This window comes from Lysinibacillus sp. COL-1 (genome assembly GCF_059814265.1).
In genome coordinates this window covers 619,424-642,523 of sequence record NZ_JCAWSJ010000004.1, presented here as the reverse complement: position 1 = coordinate 642,523, position 23,100 = coordinate 619,424, and the positions used below count along the sequence as shown (strand labels likewise).

General features: G+C 38.7%; 21 protein-coding genes and 1 riboswitch. Of the genes, 7 read left to right on the top strand and 14 right to left on the bottom strand.

Features of this window, described 5'->3' with window-relative positions:
- Positions 1 to 75 precede the first annotated feature (75 nt).
- A complete protein-coding gene (locus AC6BKE_RS11305; protein WP_036125531.1) occupies positions 76 to 531 on the bottom strand; it encodes a TlpA family protein disulfide reductase in 456 nt (151 codons plus the stop codon).
- Between the two features lie 148 nt (positions 532 to 679).
- Complete coding sequence (locus tag AC6BKE_RS11300; RefSeq protein ID WP_004224676.1) at positions 680 to 1,222, bottom strand: peroxiredoxin; 543 nt, start codon at positions 1,220 to 1,222, stop codon at positions 680 to 682.
- A gap of 406 nt (positions 1,223 to 1,628) precedes the next feature.
- Here AC6BKE_RS11300 and AC6BKE_RS11295 point away from each other — a divergent pair, with 406 nt between their 5' ends.
- The 7 genes from AC6BKE_RS11295 to thiW all read left to right on the top strand — a co-directional run bounded on the left by AC6BKE_RS11295 (position 1,629) and on the right by thiW (position 8,149).
- Positions 1,629 to 2,171, top strand: coding sequence for a helix-turn-helix domain-containing protein (locus AC6BKE_RS11295; protein ID WP_036125534.1), 543 nt, complete (start codon positions 1,629 to 1,631; stop codon positions 2,169 to 2,171).
- 17 nt (positions 2,172 to 2,188) lie between these two features.
- On the top strand, positions 2,189 to 3,295 hold the full coding sequence (locus AC6BKE_RS11290; protein WP_036125536.1) for an ABC transporter ATP-binding protein: 1,107 nt from the start codon (positions 2,189 to 2,191) through the stop codon (positions 3,293 to 3,295).
- Entirely contained in the window at positions 3,285 to 4,094 is an 810-nt protein-coding gene (locus tag AC6BKE_RS11285; protein ID WP_499856838.1) for an ABC transporter permease, read from the top strand. The genes AC6BKE_RS11290 and AC6BKE_RS11285 overlap by 11 nt, the downstream gene beginning before the upstream one ends.
- A complete protein-coding gene (locus AC6BKE_RS11280; RefSeq protein WP_036125540.1) occupies positions 4,091 to 4,888 on the top strand; it encodes an ABC transporter permease in 798 nt (265 codons plus the stop codon). The genes AC6BKE_RS11285 and AC6BKE_RS11280 overlap by 4 nt, the downstream gene beginning before the upstream one ends.
- Positions 4,885 to 5,958 (top strand): ABC transporter substrate-binding protein, encoded by a 1,074-nt coding sequence (locus AC6BKE_RS11275; RefSeq protein ID WP_036125543.1) that lies wholly within the window; start codon positions 4,885 to 4,887, stop codon positions 5,956 to 5,958. Before AC6BKE_RS11280 ends, AC6BKE_RS11275 begins: the two co-directional genes overlap by 4 nt.
- A 228-nt stretch (positions 5,959 to 6,186) precedes the next feature.
- The gene (locus AC6BKE_RS11270) at positions 6,187 to 7,383 is read left to right on the top strand and encodes an MFS transporter (protein ID WP_036125545.1); all 1,197 of its coding nucleotides are present in this window, start codon (positions 6,187 to 6,189) and stop codon (positions 7,381 to 7,383) included.
- Positions 7,384 to 7,449: 66 nt separating this feature from the next.
- Positions 7,450 to 7,557, top strand: a riboswitch (TPP riboswitch).
- 91 nt (positions 7,558 to 7,648) lie between these two features.
- The gene (thiW, locus tag AC6BKE_RS11265; protein ID WP_499856837.1) at positions 7,649 to 8,149 is read left to right on the top strand and encodes an energy coupling factor transporter S component ThiW; all 501 of its coding nucleotides are present in this window, start codon (positions 7,649 to 7,651) and stop codon (positions 8,147 to 8,149) included.
- Positions 8,150 to 8,370: 221 nt separating this feature from the next.
- Here the strand turns inward: thiW and AC6BKE_RS11260 are convergent, their stop codons facing one another.
- The 12 genes from AC6BKE_RS11260 to fadH form a co-directional block, all read right to left on the bottom strand.
- Positions 8,371 to 10,968 (bottom strand): VWA domain-containing protein, encoded by a 2,598-nt coding sequence (locus AC6BKE_RS11260; RefSeq protein ID WP_036125549.1) that lies wholly within the window; start codon positions 10,966 to 10,968, stop codon positions 8,371 to 8,373.
- Positions 10,952 to 12,697 carry a vWA domain-containing protein gene (locus tag AC6BKE_RS11255; RefSeq protein ID WP_499856836.1) on the bottom strand — a complete coding sequence of 582 codons (1,746 nt, stop codon included), beginning with the start codon at positions 12,695 to 12,697 and terminating at the stop codon, positions 10,952 to 10,954. Before AC6BKE_RS11255 ends, AC6BKE_RS11260 begins: the two co-directional genes overlap by 17 nt.
- Before the next feature lie 11 nt (positions 12,698 to 12,708).
- Entirely contained in the window at positions 12,709 to 13,584 is an 876-nt protein-coding gene (locus AC6BKE_RS11250; protein WP_340812613.1) for a DUF58 domain-containing protein, read from the bottom strand.
- Positions 13,581 to 14,576: an AAA family ATPase gene (locus AC6BKE_RS11245; RefSeq protein WP_036125553.1), complete on the bottom strand. Its 996-nt coding sequence runs from the start codon at positions 14,574 to 14,576 to the stop codon at positions 13,581 to 13,583. Before AC6BKE_RS11245 ends, AC6BKE_RS11250 begins: the two co-directional genes overlap by 4 nt.
- Positions 14,577 to 14,587: 11 nt before the next feature.
- Positions 14,588 to 16,027 carry a DUF8809 domain-containing protein gene (locus AC6BKE_RS11240; protein ID WP_499856835.1) on the bottom strand — a complete coding sequence of 480 codons (1,440 nt, stop codon included), beginning with the start codon at positions 16,025 to 16,027 and terminating at the stop codon, positions 14,588 to 14,590.
- A 12-nt stretch (positions 16,028 to 16,039) separates the two neighbouring features.
- Entirely contained in the window at positions 16,040 to 16,885 is an 846-nt protein-coding gene (locus AC6BKE_RS11235) for an ABC transporter permease (protein WP_036125707.1), read from the bottom strand.
- A complete protein-coding gene (locus tag AC6BKE_RS11230; protein WP_089931897.1) occupies positions 16,882 to 17,817 on the bottom strand; it encodes an ABC transporter ATP-binding protein in 936 nt (311 codons plus the stop codon). Before AC6BKE_RS11230 ends, AC6BKE_RS11235 begins: the two co-directional genes overlap by 4 nt.
- Positions 17,817 to 20,207, bottom strand: a complete 2,391-nt coding sequence (locus AC6BKE_RS11225; RefSeq protein ID WP_036125712.1) for a DUF8725 domain-containing protein — start codon at positions 20,205 to 20,207, stop codon at positions 17,817 to 17,819. Before AC6BKE_RS11225 ends, AC6BKE_RS11230 begins: the two co-directional genes overlap by 1 nt.
- 173 nt (positions 20,208 to 20,380) lie before the next feature.
- Positions 20,381 to 21,268, bottom strand: coding sequence for a transcriptional regulator CcpC (gene ccpC, locus AC6BKE_RS11220; protein ID WP_036125714.1), 888 nt, complete (start codon positions 21,266 to 21,268; stop codon positions 20,381 to 20,383).
- Positions 21,269 to 21,336: 68 nt separating this feature from the next.
- Positions 21,337 to 21,777, bottom strand: a complete 441-nt coding sequence (gene cbpB / locus AC6BKE_RS11215; RefSeq protein WP_036125716.1) for a cyclic-di-AMP-binding protein CbpB — start codon at positions 21,775 to 21,777, stop codon at positions 21,337 to 21,339.
- A gap of 197 nt (positions 21,778 to 21,974) precedes the next feature.
- Entirely contained in the window at positions 21,975 to 22,214 is a 240-nt protein-coding gene (locus AC6BKE_RS11210) for a hypothetical protein (protein WP_036125717.1), read from the bottom strand.
- A 63-nt stretch (positions 22,215 to 22,277) separates the two neighbouring features.
- Positions 22,278 to 23,045, bottom strand: a complete 768-nt coding sequence (gene fadH / locus AC6BKE_RS11205) for a 2,4-dienoyl-CoA reductase (RefSeq protein ID WP_058843419.1) — start codon at positions 23,043 to 23,045, stop codon at positions 22,278 to 22,280.
- Positions 23,046 to 23,100 lie beyond the last annotated feature (55 nt).

Genomic DNA, 23,100 nt, shown 5'->3' with positions numbered 1-23,100 from the left:
AAACAAGAGTCTATTCGTCAATGTTGGATAACTAAAAAAGACGAGGATCTTGATCCCCGTCTAAACTTCTTTTTATTATTCAGCGTTACGCATCTCATCTAGCACGCGATTGACACGCTTTTCTAGCATTTTCATGCCACTTCCTCCAGCTTGCATATGACGCAGCTGACCATCTTTATCAAACACAAAATATGCTGGTACATATTGGTTTTCAAAAGCATCTGTTAGTTTCATTTCACTATCTACAAAGATTGGTTGCACAATATCATGTTCTGCTGCTACTGCTTTGATTGTATCTAAATCAGTGTCTGCCTCAGAACGCGGCATATGTACTGCTACAACATTTAATTCATCTTTAAATTGATCACGGAAATTGTTGACGTCCGGCATTGCTTCTTTACATAAATGACAGCTTACTGACCAAAAGTGGATTAATGTTGGTTTCTCGCCTACTAATTCAGCTTTTGTTACTTCCCCATTTAACCAAGTCGTTGCACCTACTAGCTCAGGCATTTGTTCACGAAGTTTCATAAAAATCCTCCTCTAATATATAGGTTGTTTTCAACTAGTTCGATAACAATTGAAAACCCTTCTCAAAAACAAAAATTCAGTTAAAAGTCCCCACAAACTTGTCGTGGGGACTCTTAATTTGTTCCATAATGACTCGACTCTATTTAGATTATAGAGTTGCTTGACCTGGACGCCAGTTTGCTGGGCAAAGACCACCAGTTTGAAGTGCTTGAAGTACACGTAACGTTTCATCAACATCACGGCCGATGTTGTTATCGAATACTGTTTGGTATTTTAATTCGCCTTCTGGGTTGATGATGAATAGACCACGTAATGCGATACCTTCTTCTTCAATTAAAACACCATATTCTTTCGAAACTTGGTGGTTTGTATCTGCAGCTAATGGGTATTTTAATTCACCAAGACCATTTTGAGTGCGGTCTGTGTTAATCCATGCTAAGTGAGTGTGGATTGTGTCTGTAGAAACACCGATTACTTCTGCATCTAAGTCTTCAAACTCGTCATAACGATCACTCATCGCAGTGATTTCAGTTGGACATACAAATGTGAAATCCATTGGATAGAAGAAAAGAACTGTCCATTTGTCTTGTGCTTTAATATCTTCTAATGATACTTTACCAAATGATTTGTCTGAAAGTACTGCTTCCATTGTAAAGTCAGGTGCTTGTTTACCTACCATGCGTTCTGCCATAATAAATCCCTCCGAATAAATATGTAGTTTATATATTCCATTCGCACAAGCGAACTCATCTTCTACGATAGCAGAGTAATCGCAGTTTTTCAAACAAGTAAACTCCGCTCGTTTGTACGTTTGAAGTGGCATGACAAGAAATCGTCAAATCCACAAATGAAATGACTGCTACAGCCTATTTATTCACTATTTTTAACAAAAATATTCTACCCTATACAAAATTTTTCTCCATTTTCTTTATGCCTGTTTTTTTAACATTTTATAGCTATTTTTTTCACGAAAAATGATTGCAAAAAAAAAATTATTATGTATAATTGTAATGGTTTTAGTAAACTAAAAGTTTCGTTAAAGTAAACTTCGTATTTCAAAAGTTTATGATTGCTAAACTTCTTCTAGGAGGGAAAAGATGCAAATAGGAGCAAAAATTAAAGCGCTTCGTTTAAAAAAAGGTCTTACCCAAGAGGAACTTGGAGAACGTACAGATTTAAGTAAAGGTTATATCTCCCAATTAGAACGTGATTTAAACTCACCTTCTATTGAAACATTATTTTCTATTTTGGAAGTGTTAGGTTCAACACCTAAAGATTTTTTTGATGATGACTCACCTGAACAAAAGGTTGTCTATACAGAAGAAGACCAATCTATCTATACAGATGAAGAAAAAAATTATGAAATTCAATGGCTAATCCCTACATCTAACGAAAAAGAGATGGAACCCATTTTCTTAACCTTTGCTGCTGATGGAGAATTCAAGCAATTTGAGCCGTCGCTCTCAGAAACATTTATTTATGTTGTCAAAGGACGTATTCGTCTTGTTTTAGGGAATGAACAGTATATCGCAAGTGAGGGCAATGCTCTTTATTTTGACGCGACAGATCATCATCAAATTTTTAATGCACATGCAGATGAAACTAAAATTTTACTCGTTGCAACAGATTCTTATTTATAGCTTAAGGAGGCGCATCAATGACAACGAATTCCATTATCCGCTTTGAAAATGTTTCAAAGTCTTATAGTGACGGTACCGTCGTCTTAAAGAATATCAACTTGGAGCTTGAAAAAGGTAAATTTTATACACTCCTTGGTCCATCTGGTTGTGGAAAAACAACCATTTTACGAATTATTGCTGGTTTCACAGAACCAACGACTGGAGATATATTTTTCCACGATAAAAAAATTAATGCAGTACCTGCAAATGAACGTCAGGTCAATACTGTTTTTCAAGATTATGCGCTATTTCCTCATTTAAATGTTTTCGAAAATGTCGCATTTGGACTACGCATTAAAAAGCTGCCTGAAAATGAAATAAAGGAACGTGTGGCTGAGGCATTAAAATTTGTCAATTTGGCAGGCTACAGCAACCGTGAAATCTCTGAAATGTCTGGTGGGCAGCGTCAGCGTGTGGCGATTGCGCGTGCCATTGTTAATGACCCTGAAGTCATTTTACTGGATGAGCCACTTTCTGCATTAGACTTAAAGCTACGTACTGAAATGCAGTATGAATTGCGTGAATTACAGCAACGTCTTGGCAAAACCTTTGTCTTTGTTACACATGATCAAGAAGAAGCACTTGCTATGAGTGATGAGATTTTTGTTTTAAGTGAAGGACAAATTCAACAATCAGGTACGCCAGTGGATATTTATGATGAACCGATTAACCGCTTCGTGGCTGACTTTATTGGTGAATCTAATATTGTACCAGGTGTGATGATTGAAGATTTCAAAGTTGAATTTGCTGGCAAAATTTTTGAATGTGTCGACCAAGGGATGAAACCAAATGAAAAAATTGATATTGTTATTCGACCAGAAGATTTAGAAATGACAACTATCGATAAAGGGAAACTTGTGGTGAAAGTGGATACACAATTATTCCGAGGCGTACATTATGAATTATCGACGTACGATAAGGATGGCAATGAATGGCTAGTCCATTCATTGAAAAAAGCAGAAGTAGGGACAGAAATTGGCTTAGGCTTTGATCCTGAGGCTATTCACGTAATGCGCTTAAATGAAACTGAGGAAGAGTTCGATAAACGATTAGAATCGTATGGAGACGATGAAGATGCAAACTAAGACATCGAAATCAGCGTTATTTCCATATGTGTTATGGATTACCTTTTTCGTTATCGCGCCGATTGCCCTCGTTGTTTATTATTCCCTACTTGATTTACATGGCAATTTCACGCTCGATAACTATAAAGCGTTCTTTACTTCTGTTTACTTAAAGATGACATTGAGCTCGTTTTGGTATGCCTTTTTAATTACATTCTTTACTTTATTAATTTCATACCCAACTGCTTATTTCTTAACGAAGACAAAGCATAAACAGCTTTGGCTTCTGCTCATCATTATTCCTTCTTGGATTAATCTATTGTTAAAAACATATGCCTTTATCGGCATTTTTGGATTGTATGGGCCAATTAATGCATTTATTGAAGTATTTGGCTTCGATCCTAAGCAAATGCTCTTTACGGATATTAGCTTTGTCTTTGTATCGGTCTATATTTTTATTCCGTTTATGATATTACCGATCTTCAACTCCTTAGATCGATTAAACCCAACACTTATTTATGCAGCACGCGATTTAGGTGCCTCTGCTTTTACAACTTTTCGCCGTGTCGTTTTACCATTAACAATGGATGGCGTTAAATCTGGAATTCAAGTTGTCTTTATTCCAGCGCTATCCCTGTTTATGATTACACGCTTAATTGCCGGAAATCGCGTCATCACGCTTGGTACAGCGATTGAACAGCAATTTCTTGTAACACAAAATTGGGGGATGGGTTCTACTATTGCTGTGTTCTTAATTTTATTCATGGTGATTATTATGCTCATTACGGGACAAAAAGATAAAGGAGGTCGCGTACGATGAACAAACTATCTGCATCAGCTAAAGTCTATTTAACGATTGTTTTTATCGTTCTGTATGCTCCCATCTTCTATTTAATCTTTTACTCGTTCAATAGTGGTGGCTCCATGAATCACTTTGAATCCTTTACTTTAGAGCATTATAAAGCTGTTTTTGAAGATTCACGTCTTCTTGTTATATTAATTAATACTGTAATCGTGGCATTACTTTCTGCTTTGATTTCTACTATTATTGGCACACTAGGTGCAATCGGTATTGTGACTGTCAAGGATTCAAAAATGCGCAATACTTTACTATCCTTAAACAATGTCTTAATCGTCAGCCCAGACGTTATTATTGGTGCTAGCTTCTTAATTTTATTTACAATGGTTGGCATTAAGCTTGGCTTTGCGTCTGTCTTGTTAGCCCATGTCGCATTTAGTGTACCGATTGTTGTTCTAATGGTTTTACCTAAACTACTAGAAATGAATAAATCCTTAATCGATGCAGCATTAGATTTAGGGGCTACGAAAAAGGATATTATGATGCGTGTCATTCTTCCTTATATTCAACCAGGGATTTTTGCGGGCTTCTTCCTTGCCCTTACGTATTCTTTAGATGATTTTGCCGTGACATTTTTCGTAACGGGTAATGGCTTCAGCACATTATCTGTAGAAATCTACTCCATGGCCCGTGCAGGTATTTCTTTAACGGTTAATGCTATTTCTGGTTTGGTATTCTTTGTTACGGTGTTAGTCGTTGTTGGTTATTATTTCATTACAAGTCGTACGAGTAAAAGAATGGAGGGACAACGATGAAGTCATTAATTCAAGCTACCATCGCCATCCTTGTTGTTTCAGCCCTTTTATTCTATGCGGCTGACGCCTTAAGTGCAGGCGGCGGTAAAAGTGGAAAAGACACGTTAACAATCTTTAACTGGGGAGAATATATTGATCCTGACTTGCTGAAACAATTTGAAAAAGAAACAGGCATTCATGTCATCTACGAGACATTTGATTCCAATGAAGCGATGATGACCAAAATTCAACAAGGTGGAACAGCATATGATATTGCCGTTCCATCTGAGTATATGATAGAAAAAATGAAGGAAGAAAATTTATTGATTCCTTTAGATAAAACAAAAATCCCTAATTTTAAAAATATCGATCCTTACTTTTTAGATTTACCATTCGATGATGACAATAAATATTCGGTCCCTTATTTCTGGGGAACAGTAGGCATTGTCTACAATCCAAGCCTTGTGGGAGATTTAGATTTCTCTTCTTGGGATGATTTATGGGATCCATCCTTAAAACGAAAAGTCTTTTTAGTGGATGGTGCTCGTGAAGTCATTGGAATGGGCTTAAACAGTCTCGGATATTCCTTGAATTCACTAGACAATCAGGAACTACGTGAGGCTACTGATAAATTAATCACACTTGCACCAAATGTAAAAGCCATCATTGGAGATGAAATTACACCATTAATGATCAACAATGAGGCCACTGTAGCCCTTACTTGGTCTGGGCAAGCAGCAGATATGATGTATGAAAATGAGGAGCTAGACTTTGCTGTACCTGAGGAAGGCTCGAATTTATGGTTCGATAATATGGTCATCCCTAAAACATCGAAAAATATCGACGGTGCCCATGCCTTTATCAATTTCATGCTAAGTGCTGAATCGGGTGCACAAAATGCCGATTATGTAGGCTACTCTACGCCTAATATCGCTGCTATGGACTTAATGGATGAAGAAGTTGTTTCTGATGAACGCTACTATCCTTCTGAAGAACAACGCGATACATTAGAAGTTTACAAAAATTTAGGACCAGACTATTTAGGGAAATATAATGAATTGTTTTTAGAATTTAAAATGAGTATTCGTTAAAGCATATAAAGGTCTATCGATGAATTTTTATTTTGTCGATAGATCTTTCTCTATTATCTTCCTGCTTTTGGCAGCACTTCACCTATTGTCTGTTTATTGTTTTCTACATCGTGGATTGGTATTGCTGCACTAGCAGGTATGTTTCATTTCAGACTTTCAACCGATATGATGATAGGATATCTTATGATAGACTTTAGTATATTTGATTATAAAAAGGGGGTTCATTCGATGACCCAGCAGAAGTCCAATAAGGCGGCTTTATATATTTTAATGTTTAATATGTTTATCGCAATGGGGAGTATTGGAATTATTATTCCTGTCATGCCAGAGTATTTAAAAATTTTTGGTGCAGCAGGACAAGTTCTAGGTATGCTAATTGCAACGTTCGCCTTAGCTCAATTCGTATTTTCTCCAATTGCTGGGAATCTTTCGGATCAGTATGGTCGGAAAAATTTAATTATTTTCGGTCTTATTGTGACAGGTCTTGCACAAATCGGTTTTGGCCTAGCCACAGACGTCTGGATGCTATTTTTAGCACGCTTTTTAGGCGGTCTAGGTTCCGCATTTGTTGCACCTCCTATTATGGCATTTGTAGCTGACGTTACTACCTACGAGGAACGTGGAAAAGGTATGAGTATGTTGGGTGCTGCTATGTCACTGGGCTTTATGATAGGGCCAGGAATAGGTGGTTTCTTAGCAAAGGTTAGTTTACATTTTCCATTTTTCACGGCAGGAGTTGCTGCCATACTTGCATCTGTTTTATCTTACTTTTTATTACCATCTACTAAACCAAACACTTCACATGACAAGCAAAAGCAAGAAAATCTGGCGAAGCAAATGGCTCGTTCCATACATATGCCTTATTTCGTTATGCTCATTATCATGCTCGTGTTCTCGTTCGGAATTGCCAACTTCCAAACAACCTTGTCATTATTTGTGACAGAAAAGTTTAATTACACACCCGTAGATATTGCGATTATTTTAGTTGTCGGTGGTGCTTTTGGGGTAGTTGTACAAATGTTTGTGATTACACCACTTTTTAATCGCTTTGGTGAAATGAAAGTTGTGTTAGTCAATTTATTTATTGCATCTGTTGCTATTTTCTTAATATTGTTTGTATCTGGCTTCGCTCTTATATTAGTTGTAGCAACTATTTTCTCTACAGCAACAACACTAATTCGTCCTGCTGTAAATACACTAATTTCAAAGCTTGCAGAGAAAGAACAAGGGTTTGCTGCGGGCTTGAATAATGCTTACATGAGCCTTGGCAATATGATTGGACCAGCCTTAGCAGGTTTACTATTTGACTGGAATATGAACAGTCCATATATTTTCGGATCTATCATATTATTAGCCTGCTTCTTCCTTGCACTCATCTGGACATTGAAAAAAGCACCTCATCTAATGCATCCTGATACGAAATAGTCAGAAAAATCATTGACTATTTTTAACATTATGTTACAGTAATGTTGGTTAATAAAATTGAATGATATTTACCACTAGGGGAGCCTTTAAAAGGCTGAGACGTATATGATGATGTACGGACCCTTTGAACCTGATCTAGTTCATACTAGCGGAGGGAAGTGGCGCTACTTGCTATTATCATTGTCTATGCAAGGCCGCTTCCTATTGTTTAAAGGAAGCGGCCTTTTAATTTCCCTCATGATTTTATTCAAGAGGAGTGAACCTTATGTCAATTCGTAAAATGACAATCATGGCTTTATTAGTAGCGATTGCTGTAGCAGGATCTATCTTTGTATCCATACCAACAGGCATCGCACGCGCCTACCCCGTTCAGCATGCTGTTAACGTAATAGGAGCTATTATACTAGGACCCGTGCCAACAGTTCTAGTTGCCTTTGTGACAGCCATCATTCGTATCTTTACTGGTACAGGCTCTCTTTTAGCGATTCCTGGTAGCGTCATTGGAGCATTGTGTGCGGCCCTTGCCTACAAATACAGTAGAAAATCATGGCTAGCAGGATTCGGCGAAGTTTTTGGCACTGGTATTTTAGCTTCACTTATTGCCGTACCCTATGCAAAATTGCTTATGGAGACATCCGTAGCCGCATTATTCTTCATGCCAGCCTTTTTAACATCAAGTACCATCGGGGCCATCTTAGGTGTTATGGTAGCTAGCACTTTGCGAAAATCGGTACTAGTAAAGAGTTTTAATTCTTCGCTTTATTGAGTGGTGCTGAGTGCTTTTTGATTTTGGAAATTCTTTAAGATGTGCGAGAAGATTCCTTTTCTAGTCTTTGAGCGGGGTTCGTTTCTTTATGAGCGTCTCTCCCCCGAGAAGCACTTTTCGAAAGCGGCACTGTGTCAATCACCTTTGCACCCTTTTTTAAAACCTCAAAGCATTCAAAAAAGCAGTGCAAAATGGAATGATTTTGCACTGCCTTCACTCTATTATGATCGTTTTTTCATACCCTTTAATAGCTGGGCTACGTTCGTGTCTTCTGCTTGTACAGGTTTCTCCTCAATTGGCTGCTCTTTTTTATTCGTTTTTGTTAGGAAACTCCACCCAAAACGTCTTATGGTAATATCCATAAAGAATAGAAGCATACTTGCTAAAAGAAGCCATGTGGCAATGTTTTGTCGATCCGCTCCTTTGGTTGTAAAGTCACGGAACACATCTTGTGGTTCTTTTAAAACGGCTCCCCCTGTTTGATTTGTTAACTCTTCAACCAGTTTTTCATTAACAGGGAGCAGTTCATACTCAGCACTATAAGGAACACTTAGGCCTGCCTGATAAATGGCCTGCTGCTCATCCGCTATACGGAAGAAAATCAATCCAGGTTCGGCCTGTACAACAGCTCGAACTTGGGAGGCTGAAATGGTTTCTAACTGAGTTTCTAACTCCTCCCCTGCTTCATTAACCGCTACAATGTCTAAAAATGCGGCTTCATTTGTAGGGTCTGTAATCATAAAGGAGCCATCAGCTTCTAATCTCACATCATAGGCAACATCATTATAGCTTGGCAACATTTGTGAAATAAGCGTCTGCCAAAATGTTCCCCAGTCCTGCCATCTTGCCCAATCTCCTGTCCATTTACCCGTTGAATCGGATGTAAAAGCAAATGTTTTACCGAGTCCATATTGCCATTGTGCTAACACAGGATCTTCCTTCTCACTTTCTGCAATTACGGTTGTCCCTTGCTTAGCTGTCGTTCCAATATAAGCATTCATTTGAGGGACGCCATTGGCAAATAGCGAATTCCATCCTGCGGCATTATAAATTGCTGGATAAAACGGATTATCCTCAATATAGGTACGAGAAATCATAGCTGTTTCACGAGATAAAATAGAAGGAATGGTTTGTTCATCAATAACATCATAGAACCGTCCACTACCCATATCACTAAGTGCTTCGAGTAAGTTAGCATCAGCATCTTGTCCAATCGCTACTGTTGATAAAGTGATACCATTTTCTTTTCCCTCAGCAATTAAATCCTCATAATTCCCAGATTGTGATTGCCCATCGGTTAAAAGAATAATATGTTTACGTTGAAGCTTTAAATCGGCGAGATTTTCATAGGCTTTAGCTAATGAACTATAGATTTCTGTTCCGCCTCCTGGTGTTACTGATAGAATGGTATCCACTGCCTCTTCTTTACTTTTAAGAGGTGCGGTTTCTATGATTTCCCAAGGACGATCATCGAAGGCGATAAAGCCTAATGTATCCTCATCTCGTAGCATTTCAACAGAACGTGCCGCTGCTTCCTTAGCTAGCTCTAGCTTCGAGCCATGCATACTGCCAGAACGATCCAGCACTATGACTAGCCCTAATGAAGGTAATTGCTCCTTGCCCTTAATTTCCATCTCCACAGGCAATAACGTTTCAATTGGCGTTTTAAAATAGCCTCCTAAACCAAAACTATTTTCTCCACCAACCATCGTGAAACCAACCCCAAAGTTTTTGACTGCTTGCTCAATCACACTCATTTTCGCCTCACCAACTAAATGACCAGGCACATTGTCAAAAATGATCGCATTATATTGTAAATAACTGGACAGTTCATTTGGTAGGCTTTTAGGATCGACAACATCATAGGCAATGGATTGACTACCAAGTGCTGCCGCGATAGGTGAAGCTGTTTCATAGCCATTGACGATGAGTAAATGGGGTTCACTTTGTACCATTGTGACACTTGTTAATTTATTGTTTTCAAAAATAGCATCCTGCCCAACTTGAATAACTGCTTCGTATTTTACAAGTCCTTCAGCTGTTGCTGCGTGTTTATAGGTAAACACATTTGTACCTTCCGTCAGCTCAACTGCCTCGCGATGAATTAGTTCATCATTTTCATATAATAACAGCTCCCCTTGCCCTGCTGCTGTTGCATGAATTTCTGTTACTAATTGTTGCTGCTCTCCTACATAAGCAACCTGAGGAGAGACAAAGCTTTTGAGCGACACATCATGGACAACTGGTAGACTAAAAGGTACAACGTCCACACTAATATTGGCACCTTTCAATCTGGAGACAAATTCTAAAGCATCTCCTTTTGTCTCATTGCCATCTGTTAATAATACAAGGCGAGTCGCTTTTTTTGGATCAACAATGCCTGTTGCAAGCTGTAGACTTTGTTCAATATTCGTTTGATCTGTTGCTTTGATTTCTGTAAGCTTCGGTACATCCTTTAATTCTTTAGACAAAATGGCTTCTGTTTGTAAAGTGGAAGAAAAAGAATAGATCCCTGCAAGTTGGGGTTCTTTTTTAGATTGTAGGCTCTCCTGTATAAACTGAACCATCTCATCTTCTGTACCATTCATAGACGCAGATCGGTCTAGTAAATACACGATCTGTTCTTCTTTTATCGGTAATAATAAATACGGCCCTGCAAGTGCCAAAACTAAACAGCATATCGCTACTATGCGAATAGCAAGCACAACAATATGACTCTTTTTTAGTCGCTGCCGTTCTCGAAAATAAGTCCATCCAAAATACAAGAACAATGGAAGTAATAGCAACAATACTAATGGCGTATCAATTCGTAAATCCACGACGTCGTTGCACCTCCCACTCTGCAACAAGCAAAATTAAAACTATTACAATTAACCAAGGTACGAAGGAGGCCATCGATACCTCTTCCTTCCCATTGTCTGAAATGTCGCCTAATGTATAGCTTGTTCCTTGTTCAATAACACGTTCCTGGGCTTGCAATTGCACAATAAATTGTTTTTCTTCATTATTTGAACGTACCATATAAATACCTGGTTGTTTTGGTGCAATTAACATGCCCTGTGTAATAGAAGAAAGAAACTCATCTTCTTGCGAATAAACACTCCAGTCTCCTTGCGCTAAGGCTACTGCACGCTGTTCATTCGGTGTGAAAATACCAAGTGAACCGACTGATTCTGTTAACTGTTGCTCAGTACTCCATAAAAATAGCGGGAATGATGGATGCAATGGCCAATCTGTATCAGCAATATCCGCTAAAACAACGATATCCCCTTTAGGAGAGCGTTGGATAAACGGCTCATCTCCTACAGAAGCAATGGTTTCATAATCCGAAAATCCAGGATAAATAGCACTAACATAAATATCCTTTAGTTCGCTAAAAGCAAATAATGCATCACTTTTAGCACTTACTGTACCACTTGTTTCCACTTTTTCGGCATCATCACGTCCAAATAATACTAGCGGTTTCTCCATCTTCTCCAATAAGGCCGTTTGGTTTGTGATGACAGTTGCATCCTGATTGTCAGCTACTTGTAAAGACGGAACGATTTTCACGCCGCTACTGACACTTTGAAAACCTTTTTGTATCAACTGATGCATACCCTGATCAACAACAATTTTTGAAGTAGTCGTTTGTAGTAAGACGGTTTGTTGATTGTCTACGGCATAATCATCCTTTGCATCAATAATAGCTGTCATCGATTTTGCTAAGGGTAAATCTTTGAAGGTTTTCGTAATGGCTTCATTTGGAGGCACAACGACACGTTCTGCTACCAGCTTTTCACCCTCTGCATTTTGTATCGCTAATGTCACCTTTTGTTCAGCAGTTGTATCATTATGGAGCTGTACAAGTGCCATCGTAATCTGACCATCTGTCGTTGCAGCAAAGCGTGTAATGGCAATATTTGTTAAGTTTTTTGCAGCACCTCTAACTAGCCATTTCACTGAATCTTTATCCATTGGTAATTGCTTTTTATCAAGCGTATCTGTAAAAACATAGATAGAAGTCGGTGTATCACCCACAAATGCCTGTGCAACATCCAGTGCCTTCGTCATTTCAGCCGTTTCATAGGATACTTGTAAATCTTTAATCGCTTTTTCAATGTCATTCATATTTGTTTCTTGCTGCAAAACGGCTTTTGGAGCGGCACCTGTTGTAATCAATGTAACAGGTCGCCTATTCAACTCTTCCATCAATGTCAACATTTCTTGCTTATGTGTGTCAAAGGTTGATGAATCTTTTCCTGCTAGCATCGTGGCTGATGTATCAACAATAAATATCGTTTGCGCACCCACAATGGTTGATTTTTTCACATATGGATTCATCAGCGCCAATACAAGTAGCAGTAAGGCTAGCAGCTGTAAATATAGTAAGGCATTTTTTTGTAAATGCTTTAAATAAGGTGATACACGGGTTTCCTGCATAATTTCAGACCAAAATAGAGTCGAAGAGACAGTTTGATCAGTATATTTTTTACGAAAGAAATAATAGAGTAGGACAATGACCGGGATGATGGCCGTCCAGCTAAATATAATTTGACTAAAGCCCAATACGGCTCACCTCACCTAATCCAATGTGCTTTTAATAATTGTTGAAAGATCGCATGTTGCAGTCCATCTTCCACTTTCAATTGTAATTTTCGAACGCCAAAGCGACGGCAAATGGCTTCAAATTCTTCTTCATGTAATAATCGTCTTGCATGATAGGTGTCTAATACTTTAGTAGACATCGTCACATTGACATCATTGCCTGTTTCACGATCAAGAAGGCGGACATCCCCCAAATAATTTGGTGATAACTCTTCTTGCGTAACAATTTGCAAAATGCGAACATCCCCAGCATAGCGTGGTAGCCTTTTTAACAGCTGCTCCCATTCCTCAATTGGCTCTAACCCATCTGTAATAATGAAGAGTACGGTACTATCCTTAGGCATAGCTTTTAGTGCACCCTGTGCAAATCGATTGGCATAATTCGCTTCTTCTATATCTGTTACTACTTGTAAAAAAGCTCGACGATACACGGCACCCTTCCGTCGAAACGGTGGTTTCACCTCATCTTGGACAAACGAAAAAGACAAACGATCATCACGACCGAGCACCATTAAGCCGAGGGAGGCCACAATTTGACGAGCAAATAGCCACTTAGCGCTCTCCCCCATTGATTTAGTAGTATCGAGTAAAATGTGTACACGCATCTCTTGCTCGTCTAAAAACCTCTTGATAAAGTATTTATCTGTTCGAGCAAAAACGTTCCAATCTACTTGGCGTACATCATCACCTAAATGGTATTCTCTAAAATCTGAGAAATCGAGAGAAGCCCCGAAGCGTTGTGAACGGTGCGAACCCTTATGCTGCCCGCGTAGTTTGGAGGCCGTCGCTACTTGAAAGCGACTGATTTTTGCTAACCAGTCTTCGGGCAATAAGTATTTTGCTGTCACTTGCTAACACCTTGTTGAACTTTTTCTAAAATAACATCAATTACATCATCAGCTGTTTTCCCTGAAGCCTCCCCTTCATAATTCAACAGCATTCGGTGACGTAAAACCGGTTTTGCAACAGATTTTATATCAGCTACAGAAACATGGAAACGTCCGTTCATAAGTGCTCTAGCCTTTGCTAGTTTTATTAAGCTTTGCAAACCACGTGGACCACTGCCATACATGGCGTATTGTTTAACTTCATCCAGAGCATCTGGTCTTTCAGGATGCGTAGCCACCACTAGATCTGTGGCAAATTCCAGCATTTCATCGGCAACCATTACTTCTTTCACCATTTGCTGAGCTTCCATAAGACCCTCAGTATTCATCATCTTCTGTAAACCAATTTCCTGCGCACCTGTCGTTCGCTTCATAATTTCCATAAGTTCACTTTTTTCAGGATACGGTACAAGAATTTTACAAAGGAAACGGTCCATTTGTGCTTCAGGTAATGGATAGGTTCCTTCCATTTCAATAGGATTTTGAGTCGCTAACACGAAAAATGGTTTCGCCATTTTTTTCGTATCCCCCAAAATCGTCACCGTTTTTTCTCCCATTGCTTCCAACAAGGCACTTTGTGTTTTCGGTGTTGCCCGGTTAATTTCGTCGGCTAACACCATTTGACTAAAGATTGGCCCAGGTTGAAATGTAAATTGTTGCTTGCCATCAGGCGTCCGTTCAATCATACTTGTCCCTGTTATATCAGCAGGCATAAGATCGGGTGTAAATTGAATACGTGAAAACGACAAATCTAGTACTTCAGAAATTGTACGGATTAACATTGTTTTCCCTAACCCTGGTAAACCTTCTAATAAGGCATGACCATCTGCTAGAACTGCATACAGCGTATAATCAATTGCTTCTTCCTGTCCAACAATGAAGCGATGAATTTCTTCTTTTACTTGGTGTAATTTCGCGCTCATCTCTACATACTGTTGCTCTGTAAATGCCATTTCTTTTCCTCCTACTGCGACTCAATTGACGTGAAATAAGATTGCACGACATTTTGTAAATCCTTTGGTAATTGTAAACGCTCTGAGCTTTCTAAATAGCTGTCTTTATAGGAGCCAATTACTTCTTCATATGGTCGAATAGAGCCCTTTGTTATTGGTCCATTTCCCTGTTGCTCAGATACATGAGAACCATCTCCTAACGCTCCACCATCTACTGATGTCTCACTTGATCCGCCAACTCGATTAGGTGTCGTCAATAAATTTCGACCGCCTTGGCCACTTCCTGCTCCTTGACCTTGTCCTTGGCCTTGGCCTTGCCCCTGTCCTTGTCCTTGCCCCTGTCCTTGTCCTTGTCCCTGTCCTTGTCCTTGTCCTTGTCCCTGTCCTTGTCCTTGTCCTTGTCCCTGGCCTTGTCCCTGGCCTTGTCCCTGGCCTTGTCCTTGTTGTTTGGAACCACTTTGAGCATTATTTTGACCAGACTGACTTGCTTGGCTTTGCTGATTGCTAGGTTGGGCATTGCCAGAAGACTGTTGATTGTTTTGTTTGTTACTGCTTGCATTATGATTGGCACTAGCAATAGCATTTTGTAAGGAATTACTTGCTGGCTTACCAAGCTTGCTCATAGCCGTTTGAGTAGCATTTGCATTTTCCGTTAGCCCTTGCTGCATTTGAGCAAGCTCTTTTAGCTGCTCAACCTCTTCCTTCGATAAGCTTTGTTCTTCTTCTGCCCCATCTTGACTAGCCGTTTGTTTATCCTTTAATTGCTGTTCCTTTAGGGCTAGTTCCTTTTGCTTTTTCACAACTTCCCGTAAAGCCTCTTCTGCCGTTTCAGCCTCTTTTAAAGTATTTTGAAGCTCTTGCAATTGCTCCTTAACTTCTTTTGTTTGTGCTTTTTTCTCTAGTTCAGCAACTTCCTTTTTCATATCTTCGATAACAGCTTGCTCTTTTTCAACCTCGATTGCTTCTATTTGCGTCGCTGCCGGGAACATATAAAGAATGGCTAGTACAACTGTTGTGACGAATAATCCGATAAATGCCTTTGGACGAAACAGATGTTTCTTTCGAGCCTTAAAGTCAGCAAAAGCTTTTTCAACATTTTGTATGGCTTTAGATAATAAAGATTGGACAAGAGGGTCCTGATCATCTTTAAACGATAATGCTGTCACTAACTCATTATGAGAAAAATAATGATCCAGAGTATGCAAAGCCTCTCTTTCGTTGACACGTTTCCACCATATGTAAACAGTAGTTGCAGCCATAACAGTAATGAATGCACCTAATGCTATTTGACGATAATATGGCCAAACAAATAGTCGGGAAATTAAAACGAGAGAAGCACTCGAAAGCAATGCCAAAAACAAACCGTACTGTGCAATGGGAATACTTCTTTCAAGAGTTAAGCTCGACTTTGCACGCTGAATATATTTTCGTAACTGCTTACGACGCTCCATACCAATTCCTCCTCATCGGTTACTTTTCATGTTGGCACGTAATTTTTTAATTGCAATCGTTAAACAAAGTACAATAATCAATACATAAGCAATTAAATACATAATCCATACAGGTAGTTCTATACCAGAAAGCTCAGCTAACGCATCACCCATCTCTGGTGAAATAAGCGTCAACATCAAGGCACCTGGATTGATAGACGCCCAAAAATAAGTCATAAAGGAGGTGCTTGTACCAATGGCATTACCCATTTGATGAAAGGCCATTGTTAAAAAGAAGAAGAATGCTGTAATACCACCTAAAAAAATAATCGATCCATATGTTGCAATCATGGCCACAATGGTTCTCTTTGTAATTGTTGAAAACATCACACCAATACTACCTATTGCTACTACAGTAACTAAATAAAATAAAAATATAGAAATAAGCTGTGAAGGTGATACACCACCGAATAGAAATACTAAGCTATATAGTGGTAATCCTGCTACCAGCATCAATACTAGAAATGCTACAGAGGATAATAATTTTCCAATAACAATTTGTGTAGAACTTTGTGTTGTTGTTAGTAAAATATTTAAAGTTTGCTTCTCACGTTCACTACTGATGGCACCTGCAGTTAAACTTGGAGTAATGAAAAGAACTAATGCCATTTGTAAAATGGTTAGCACAGCAAACATCATAAAGCTTGTTTCTGGTCTAAAGAAGCCCCTGCCAGTAAATTCAGTCGTAAGCAATAAAAATCCTGCAATGAAAATACACAGTACTGCTAAATAAAACATTAACCCTGAGAAGCTTTTAAAAGAACGGAAGCGCAACTTCAATTCTTTTACGAGTACCGGATTATAAAATCTTTCCATCATTGATTGTCCGCTCCCTTCGTGATTGCCATAAAGACATCCTCTAAATCTTTCTCTTCCTCACTTAATGCATAAATCGGTAAATCGGCAAGCATCGCCTTTTTCAATAATGACACTTGCTCTGCGTCTGTTCCACGATAATTAAAAGCTATTTCTAAGCGATTGTCGATGACATCAATAGAAGAAATATGGGGATCTTCCTCTAAAAATGCACGTACTGCATCGAGTCGATCTGTCACTTTCAACACAATACGCTTTTCTCCCTGTAGTTGTGCTTGAATCGCAGCTACATTGCCATGTGCAATTAACTTGCCATTATCAATGACGCCGATTTCATCACACATCTCAGCAAGCTCTGGCAAAATATGCGAGGAAATTAAAATGGTTTTCCCCATGGATTTTAAATTCCGTAAAATGTCTCGCATTTCCACACGAGCTCGCGGATCTAAACCTGATGCAGGCTCATCCAAAATCAATACCTTGGGATCGTGGATAAGGGCACGGGCTAAACATAAGCGTTGCTTCATCCCCCGTGATAATAAATCCACATATTCATAGCGTTTGTTTGTTAAATTCACTAGCTCTAATAGTTGTGGAATTAACACTTGACGCTCTGCTAGCTGAATACCGTAGCTCGCACCATAAAAATCTAAATATTCATCTACTTTTAGCTGGTCATAGACACCAAAGAAATCAGGCATATAGCCAATTTGCTTGCGCACTTCCTTCGGTTCCTTCACAACACTTTTGCCATTGATCAAGGCATCACCAGAAGTTGGCGACAATAGTGTGGCTAAAATAGAGAATGTTGTAGATTTCCCTGCCCCGTTAGCACCAACAAATCCAAATACAACGCCTTCTTCTAAGGACAAGTTTAAATGATCTAATGCTGTAAAGGAGCCATATCGTTTCGTTAAGTCACGAATTTCTATCATTATTTTGCCACTCCTTTCAGCTCTATATCTGGTAATTTCGTTTGTTCTCCAGATGGATCAGGACCATATTTTATTTCCATTCGCAGTTCTCCATCTTGATTAAAGTACTTTGAAATTTTATCCGTAAACACTTGCTTTGTATCTACCAGTGGTTCATATACGTTAGTTTCATTATTCCAGATCGCTATCTGCATACGTGCAACATCCTTATTGGAAACTGTGAGCTCATTAAGTGATTGAACAGCATCCATAAATTGATCTGGCATTGCCATTGTGACTTCGTATAAACCATCAGATAGGTACCAATTGTTCAATTCATCAATTTTTTCATAGTGTCCACTTGCTGAAAGTGGTACTAATGTATAAGTGAAGTTATTGCGCTTCATTGTAAATGGACCTGATAGCTCCACTTTTCCTTTAAACGGTTGAACAAGCGTAGTAATCGGTGACATATTAGCACTTGTTTCTAGTTCTACTCCTACAAGAGCTTGATCTGTCCAAGCTGTGAGTATCGGCTGGTTATCATTTTCTACAAGCGGTAATGCTAATGATTTCATTCTTTCAATACGCATTGGGTCTACCTCATCCTTCTTCGATGGGTAACTATAATTATAATTATTGAATATCGATGGTTTTTGAAGAACCGTTGTTTTCAGTTCCTTATTAACCTGTAACGTTCCATTCGCTTCAATATCCCCTAGCTTCACTTCTTTCACACCAGAAATTAATGTGACATCTTTTAATGTGAATGGGAAATTATTTTTAACCGTTCCTGTTAGCTTTTCATTTTTCAATGTTATATCAATATCCATCTTGCCCATATTTTGAGCTGACGTTTTTCCACCAAAGGATTGCACAGACCAGTAGCTTAAGTCGCGTAATGTTAACGTCGAACCGTTAGCATTTTCTTTTATATAAGAAGATTCATGCAAAGCTCCCATCGTCCCTGTGAAATTATTGTAATTTCTCAAAGCAATGGCAGTCGTATTTTGATCAGCATTGACCACAAAATCCCCACTACGATTTGTTAGAATCGACTCTACATAATAACCATTTACACTACTATCTTCGTTTACTTTATAGAATGCAGATTGTTGAACTTGTGGCTGAACAATACGATCCTTGGCTCCAACAATAAAGAGAACAATTGAAAGGACAATTGAAATCGATGGAATGATCCACCATGCATGCTCACGCTTGTCCATTTTTTTAAGAACAACGTAAAGCAGTGGCCCGATAATTAAAATATAAAGAATAATGACAATTAGCATATAGCTTACTGATACTTCAAAGGATGGAAATAATTCATTAATGTTACGAAGCTCATAAGAAATTTGGTCGAGTGATGATTGCCCCTGTCTCATCATCCCTTGCTGCGAAATGTTCTGAATATCAATCATTTTAGCTATAAGGGCAGCATAGCCGTCCATTGATGCAAGCGGTTGATCACCTAAAGAGAAAGCTGTTTGAATAATTTCTCCACTACCAATTTTTTTCTTTGCTGCTAACACTGTATTATTTTCTGTTAGTACTGGTAAACTTCCTTCACTACTAGTAGACGAGTAAACCGAAATAGGCTGTGTAAAAATGCCTCCACCCGATAATTTAGTTAATGCCTCTGCAGAAATAGAAGTCATCTCTTGTGATAATGATAATGGTAAATACTCTTTCAAAATACCTGCTGTGGCATCAATTTGGTCAGCAGCCCCTAAGAGTAATGTACCGCCATCTTGTACCCATTTTAGTAAGGACTCTTGTTGTTTTTGTGTTAAATCGGCTATCGCCACTTCATCCACTACAATGACATTGGCCATAGCAAGTCCCTGTGAATCTTCTGGGAATGTATAATCTTTTAATTGATTAATATTAAATACTTCGACACTGCTTTGAACAACAAATGTTGATAAACGTAAAAAGGCCGATAGTCGATCACTTTTATCTGTTAATGTATAAATAAACGTTGCTGAAGGATCTAAAAAATTAGATTGTAGGCGTTTAGTTCCTTTATAGGCAACCTTTTTTCCTTTCTCAATGCTTCCCTCATAAAAGGCAAATAAATCTGCGTCCGAATAACTATAGTCAGCTAACCCATCCTGATAGAAAGTAAATGTCTTTTCTTCTCCTGCTGCTATATCGATTGGAACGACGATTGCTGATGCAGCCTCATAAGAATTGGCAGAATTAATGGCCATATCTCCAGAAAAATCTGCACCATTATTTTTTACTGTTACTTGAAGTGGCACCACTGATTGATATTTAGCTTTACCTGAAATACCCGCTGTTGCTTTGACCTCTAATGTAGCAGCAGCACTTGCCTGTGTAGAAGGCAATAAAAAGCTAATTACAAGCATGACTAATAAGGTCAGTGCCGTCATTTTTGTCTTTTTCAAAAGCTCAACTCCTTTTTATGTAAATAGATGGTTACATAATTATACGATTTAAATTGCATTTTGTTCCATTTCTTATGATATCTTCATGAATATTCATAAACTCTTAAGAAATAAGCGATTTAATAAGGAATACAAAAAGGCAATTCCGATATGACTTGGAACTGCCTTTTTGGCTATTTTGTATAATCAAACAAACAACGTGCATGATCCTGCACTACTTCAACAAAAGCCTCTACCTGTCTCAATTCAAAGGAGGATTCATAGCCAATTAACCAAGTATCTCGCGTAAGCCCAAATTCCTTTTCATCATTGGACAGCGGGATTTTATGAATGGCATCGTGGTCATTTAAAGTAATGGAAGGTAAAATAGCATAGCCGATGCCATTTAAGGCCATTTGCTTACAAATCTCAATTTGATCCACTAAAATTTGTTTTCTAGGATTTGATGCAAAATGCTGTTGCCACCATTGTTGAATTTCTTGATAGTAGTTAGAATCACTTTTATATTGTATAAATGGACGGTCTGTCTTCAACACATCTTCAATGGTCTTAACTTCTTTGTCCACTAAATAAAGAGTATCTCTGAAAAGGTGAATCTTTTCTCCCTTCCAGTCAACTTGGCCACGTACAATGCCTACATGTGCCTCGCCCTCATAGAGTGCCTTGACAATTTCAGAGCTCCAGCCCGTCATCAGTGATATTTTAGCTTCAGGATATTTTGACACAAAATCCTTTAAAATTTTAGGTAGCCAGTTTTGACCAACAATGGATGCACAGGCAATTTTTAATGTCCCGTTGACCTTTGTTGTTAAGGATTGAATGGTTTCAAAAATCTCTTCTTTTTTAGCTAGCATTTCCTTCGCATACGCAATCACCTGTTCTCCAGCGGGAGTTGCAGTTAGCCCCTTTTGTGAGCGAATAAATAACTGTGCACCCCAGTCCTTTTCAATCGTTTGTAATCGTTGAGAAAGGGCCGGTTGGGATAAGAATAGACGCTCTGCTGCTTTCCGCATATTGCGTTCTTCAGCTAAAATTTTTAATACTTCTGCCTCTGTTGCCATCAATCTTTAAACCTCCACTACAAGCAAAGAGGGCCTCATGATTTTCATCTGAGTTCCCTCTTAAGCTACTACTCTTTTTGATAAATATATTTTTTCAATTGCTTCAAAATAACACGTCTTGTTAAGATCCCTGCAAATGTACCGTCTTCGTCTACTACACATAAAAAGGCGTGGTTAATGACTAAATCTAAAGCTCGCTGGAACGTATCCGTCAACTTCAATACGGCAATTTCTTTGTCCATTATAGAGTCAACTTTAATATCAGGTAGCTTTTCGTATTCAATATGCTCAAGACCAAGAATCGATTCGGTAATCATTTTCATGCTAAGTAAACCTTGAAGTCGATATTTCAGATCTAATACAGGTATGGACGAGTACCCTGTACGCGTTAGTACAAGGAGTGCATGTTCTGCACTATTTCCACTTTGTACATGCGCAACTTTTTCAGAGGAAATAATAAATTCACTAATTGGCATTGCTAATAAGTCTTTGCTGTTAGTTGAAATCATGAACTTCTTCTCCTTTTCTGTTCTCGCTGTGGAGAACAGTCCTTCTCTTTCATCATATCATAACTTTTCTATGTATGACCATGACCAGGTCGGGAAGAGTTTTCATGAACAATGAATTATTTTGGTCTATCCTACAAAAGCTAAGTATATCTTCATTCAGTCAAGTTTCTACTTAACTGAATGAAGATGGTTTCTATCTAATAACCAGCCTTACTCCAGTAATAAAAAATCATAATCCCTAAAAAAAGCAAAAAAATCGCATAGACCCAAACAATGGGGTTCAACATCGTGGCATACTCTTCGACTGTTTCTGAAATCGGTGTATCATTTTCAGATTTCCGTTCAGAGGTCATTTTTGCAATTTTCAGCGTAGACACAAACGAAATTGCAGAAATGATCACAATGGCAATAATAGCTGGAATTAACCACATACCCATAGGTAACACTCCTTTCTTTACCCTTAGTATGCGTCAACCCAGCTCACTGTTATGCAAATATTTTTAGAATGGATATTGATTGAGCCATTGCCCACCATCCAGTGTTACACATTCTCCATTCATATAGCTTGCCTTGTTAGACATCATAAACGTAGCTAAATCAGCAATTTCTTCTGGTGTTCCTATACGACCTAATGGAACTGAATCTAGCGTACGAGCTGCTGCTGCTTCGGATTCCCAAAGCTTATCTGCCCCACCTGTTCGTTCAATTGGGCCAGGTGCAATCGCATTAACACGAATACCATACTGTTTTCCCCACTCGACAGCCAACGTTCTCGTCAGTGATAATACACCAGCTTTTGCTGCAGCTGAGTGAACAACACCAGCTCCAGCATTCCAAGCATAAGTAGCCACCATATTTAAAATAGATCCTTTTATATTATTTTTAATCCAATAATTCCCAATTACTGAAGAACAGAAAAATGTACCATTTAACACAATATCCACAACAGCCTTCCACCCATTCGGAGATAGATCCTCAGCTCGTACAATAAAATTACCTGCCGCATTATTTACTAGCCCATCCACCTGACCGAATTTATCAATAGCAAATGCGAGCATGGCCTCTGCATGCTCAGGTACACGCACATCCATTTGAAACGTCTCAATAGAGGGACCCGCCTCAGCAATAAATTTTTTAGCCTCTGCTAATCGTTCTTCGTCACGCCCTGTTATGACAACATTAGCACCTTCAGTGACGAATTGCTTTGCCATATAAAGCCCCATACCACTTGATCCACCCGTAATAATAATCGTTTTCCCCTGTAACATTCCATTTCCCCCTTAGTAAAAAAATGAATGATGATTCATTAGAATTTTACTATAT

Bases quoted from the DNA above. Each gene is read 5' to 3' on its own strand.
- AC6BKE_RS11210 (WP_036125717.1), bottom strand. From the start codon at position 22,214: ATGGGTATGTGGTTAATTCCAGCTATTATTGCCATTGTGATCATTTCT.
- AC6BKE_RS11285 (WP_499856838.1), top strand. From the start codon at position 3,285: ATGCAAACTAAGACATCGAAATCAGCGTTATTTCCATATGTGTTATGG.
- AC6BKE_RS11240 (WP_499856835.1), bottom strand. From the start codon at position 16,027: ATGGAGCGTCGTAAGCAGTTACGAAAATATATTCAGCGTGCAAAGTCG.
- thiW (WP_499856837.1), top strand. From the start codon at position 7,649: ATGTCAATTCGTAAAATGACAATCATGGCTTTATTAGTAGCGATTGCT.
- ccpC (WP_036125714.1), bottom strand. From the start codon at position 21,268: ATGGCAACAGAGGCAGAAGTATTAAAAATTTTAGCTGAAGAACGCAAT.
- AC6BKE_RS11275 (WP_036125543.1), top strand. From the start codon at position 4,885: ATGAAGTCATTAATTCAAGCTACCATCGCCATCCTTGTTGTTTCAGCC.
- AC6BKE_RS11245 (WP_036125553.1), bottom strand. From the start codon at position 14,576: ATGGCATTTACAGAGCAACAGTATGTAGAGATGAGCGCGAAATTACAC.
- AC6BKE_RS11230 (WP_089931897.1), bottom strand. From the start codon at position 17,817: ATGATAGAAATTCGTGACTTAACGAAACGATATGGCTCCTTTACAGCA.
- AC6BKE_RS11280 (WP_036125540.1), top strand. From the start codon at position 4,091: ATGAACAAACTATCTGCATCAGCTAAAGTCTATTTAACGATTGTTTTT.
- cbpB (WP_036125716.1), bottom strand. From the start codon at position 21,777: ATGATTTCAACTAACAGCAAAGACTTATTAGCAATGCCAATTAGTGAA.
- fadH (WP_058843419.1), bottom strand. From the start codon at position 23,045: ATGTTACAGGGGAAAACGATTATTATTACGGGTGGATCAAGTGGTATG.
- AC6BKE_RS11290 (WP_036125536.1), top strand. From the start codon at position 2,189: ATGACAACGAATTCCATTATCCGCTTTGAAAATGTTTCAAAGTCTTAT.
- AC6BKE_RS11295 (WP_036125534.1), top strand. From the start codon at position 1,629: ATGCAAATAGGAGCAAAAATTAAAGCGCTTCGTTTAAAAAAAGGTCTT.
- AC6BKE_RS11235 (WP_036125707.1), bottom strand. From the start codon at position 16,885: ATGATGGAAAGATTTTATAATCCGGTACTCGTAAAAGAATTGAAGTTG.
- AC6BKE_RS11270 (WP_036125545.1), top strand. From the start codon at position 6,187: ATGACCCAGCAGAAGTCCAATAAGGCGGCTTTATATATTTTAATGTTT.
- AC6BKE_RS11305 (WP_036125531.1), bottom strand. From the start codon at position 531: ATGAAACTTCGTGAACAAATGCCTGAGCTAGTAGGTGCAACGACTTGG.
- AC6BKE_RS11300 (WP_004224676.1), bottom strand. From the start codon at position 1,222: ATGGCAGAACGCATGGTAGGTAAACAAGCACCTGACTTTACAATGGAA.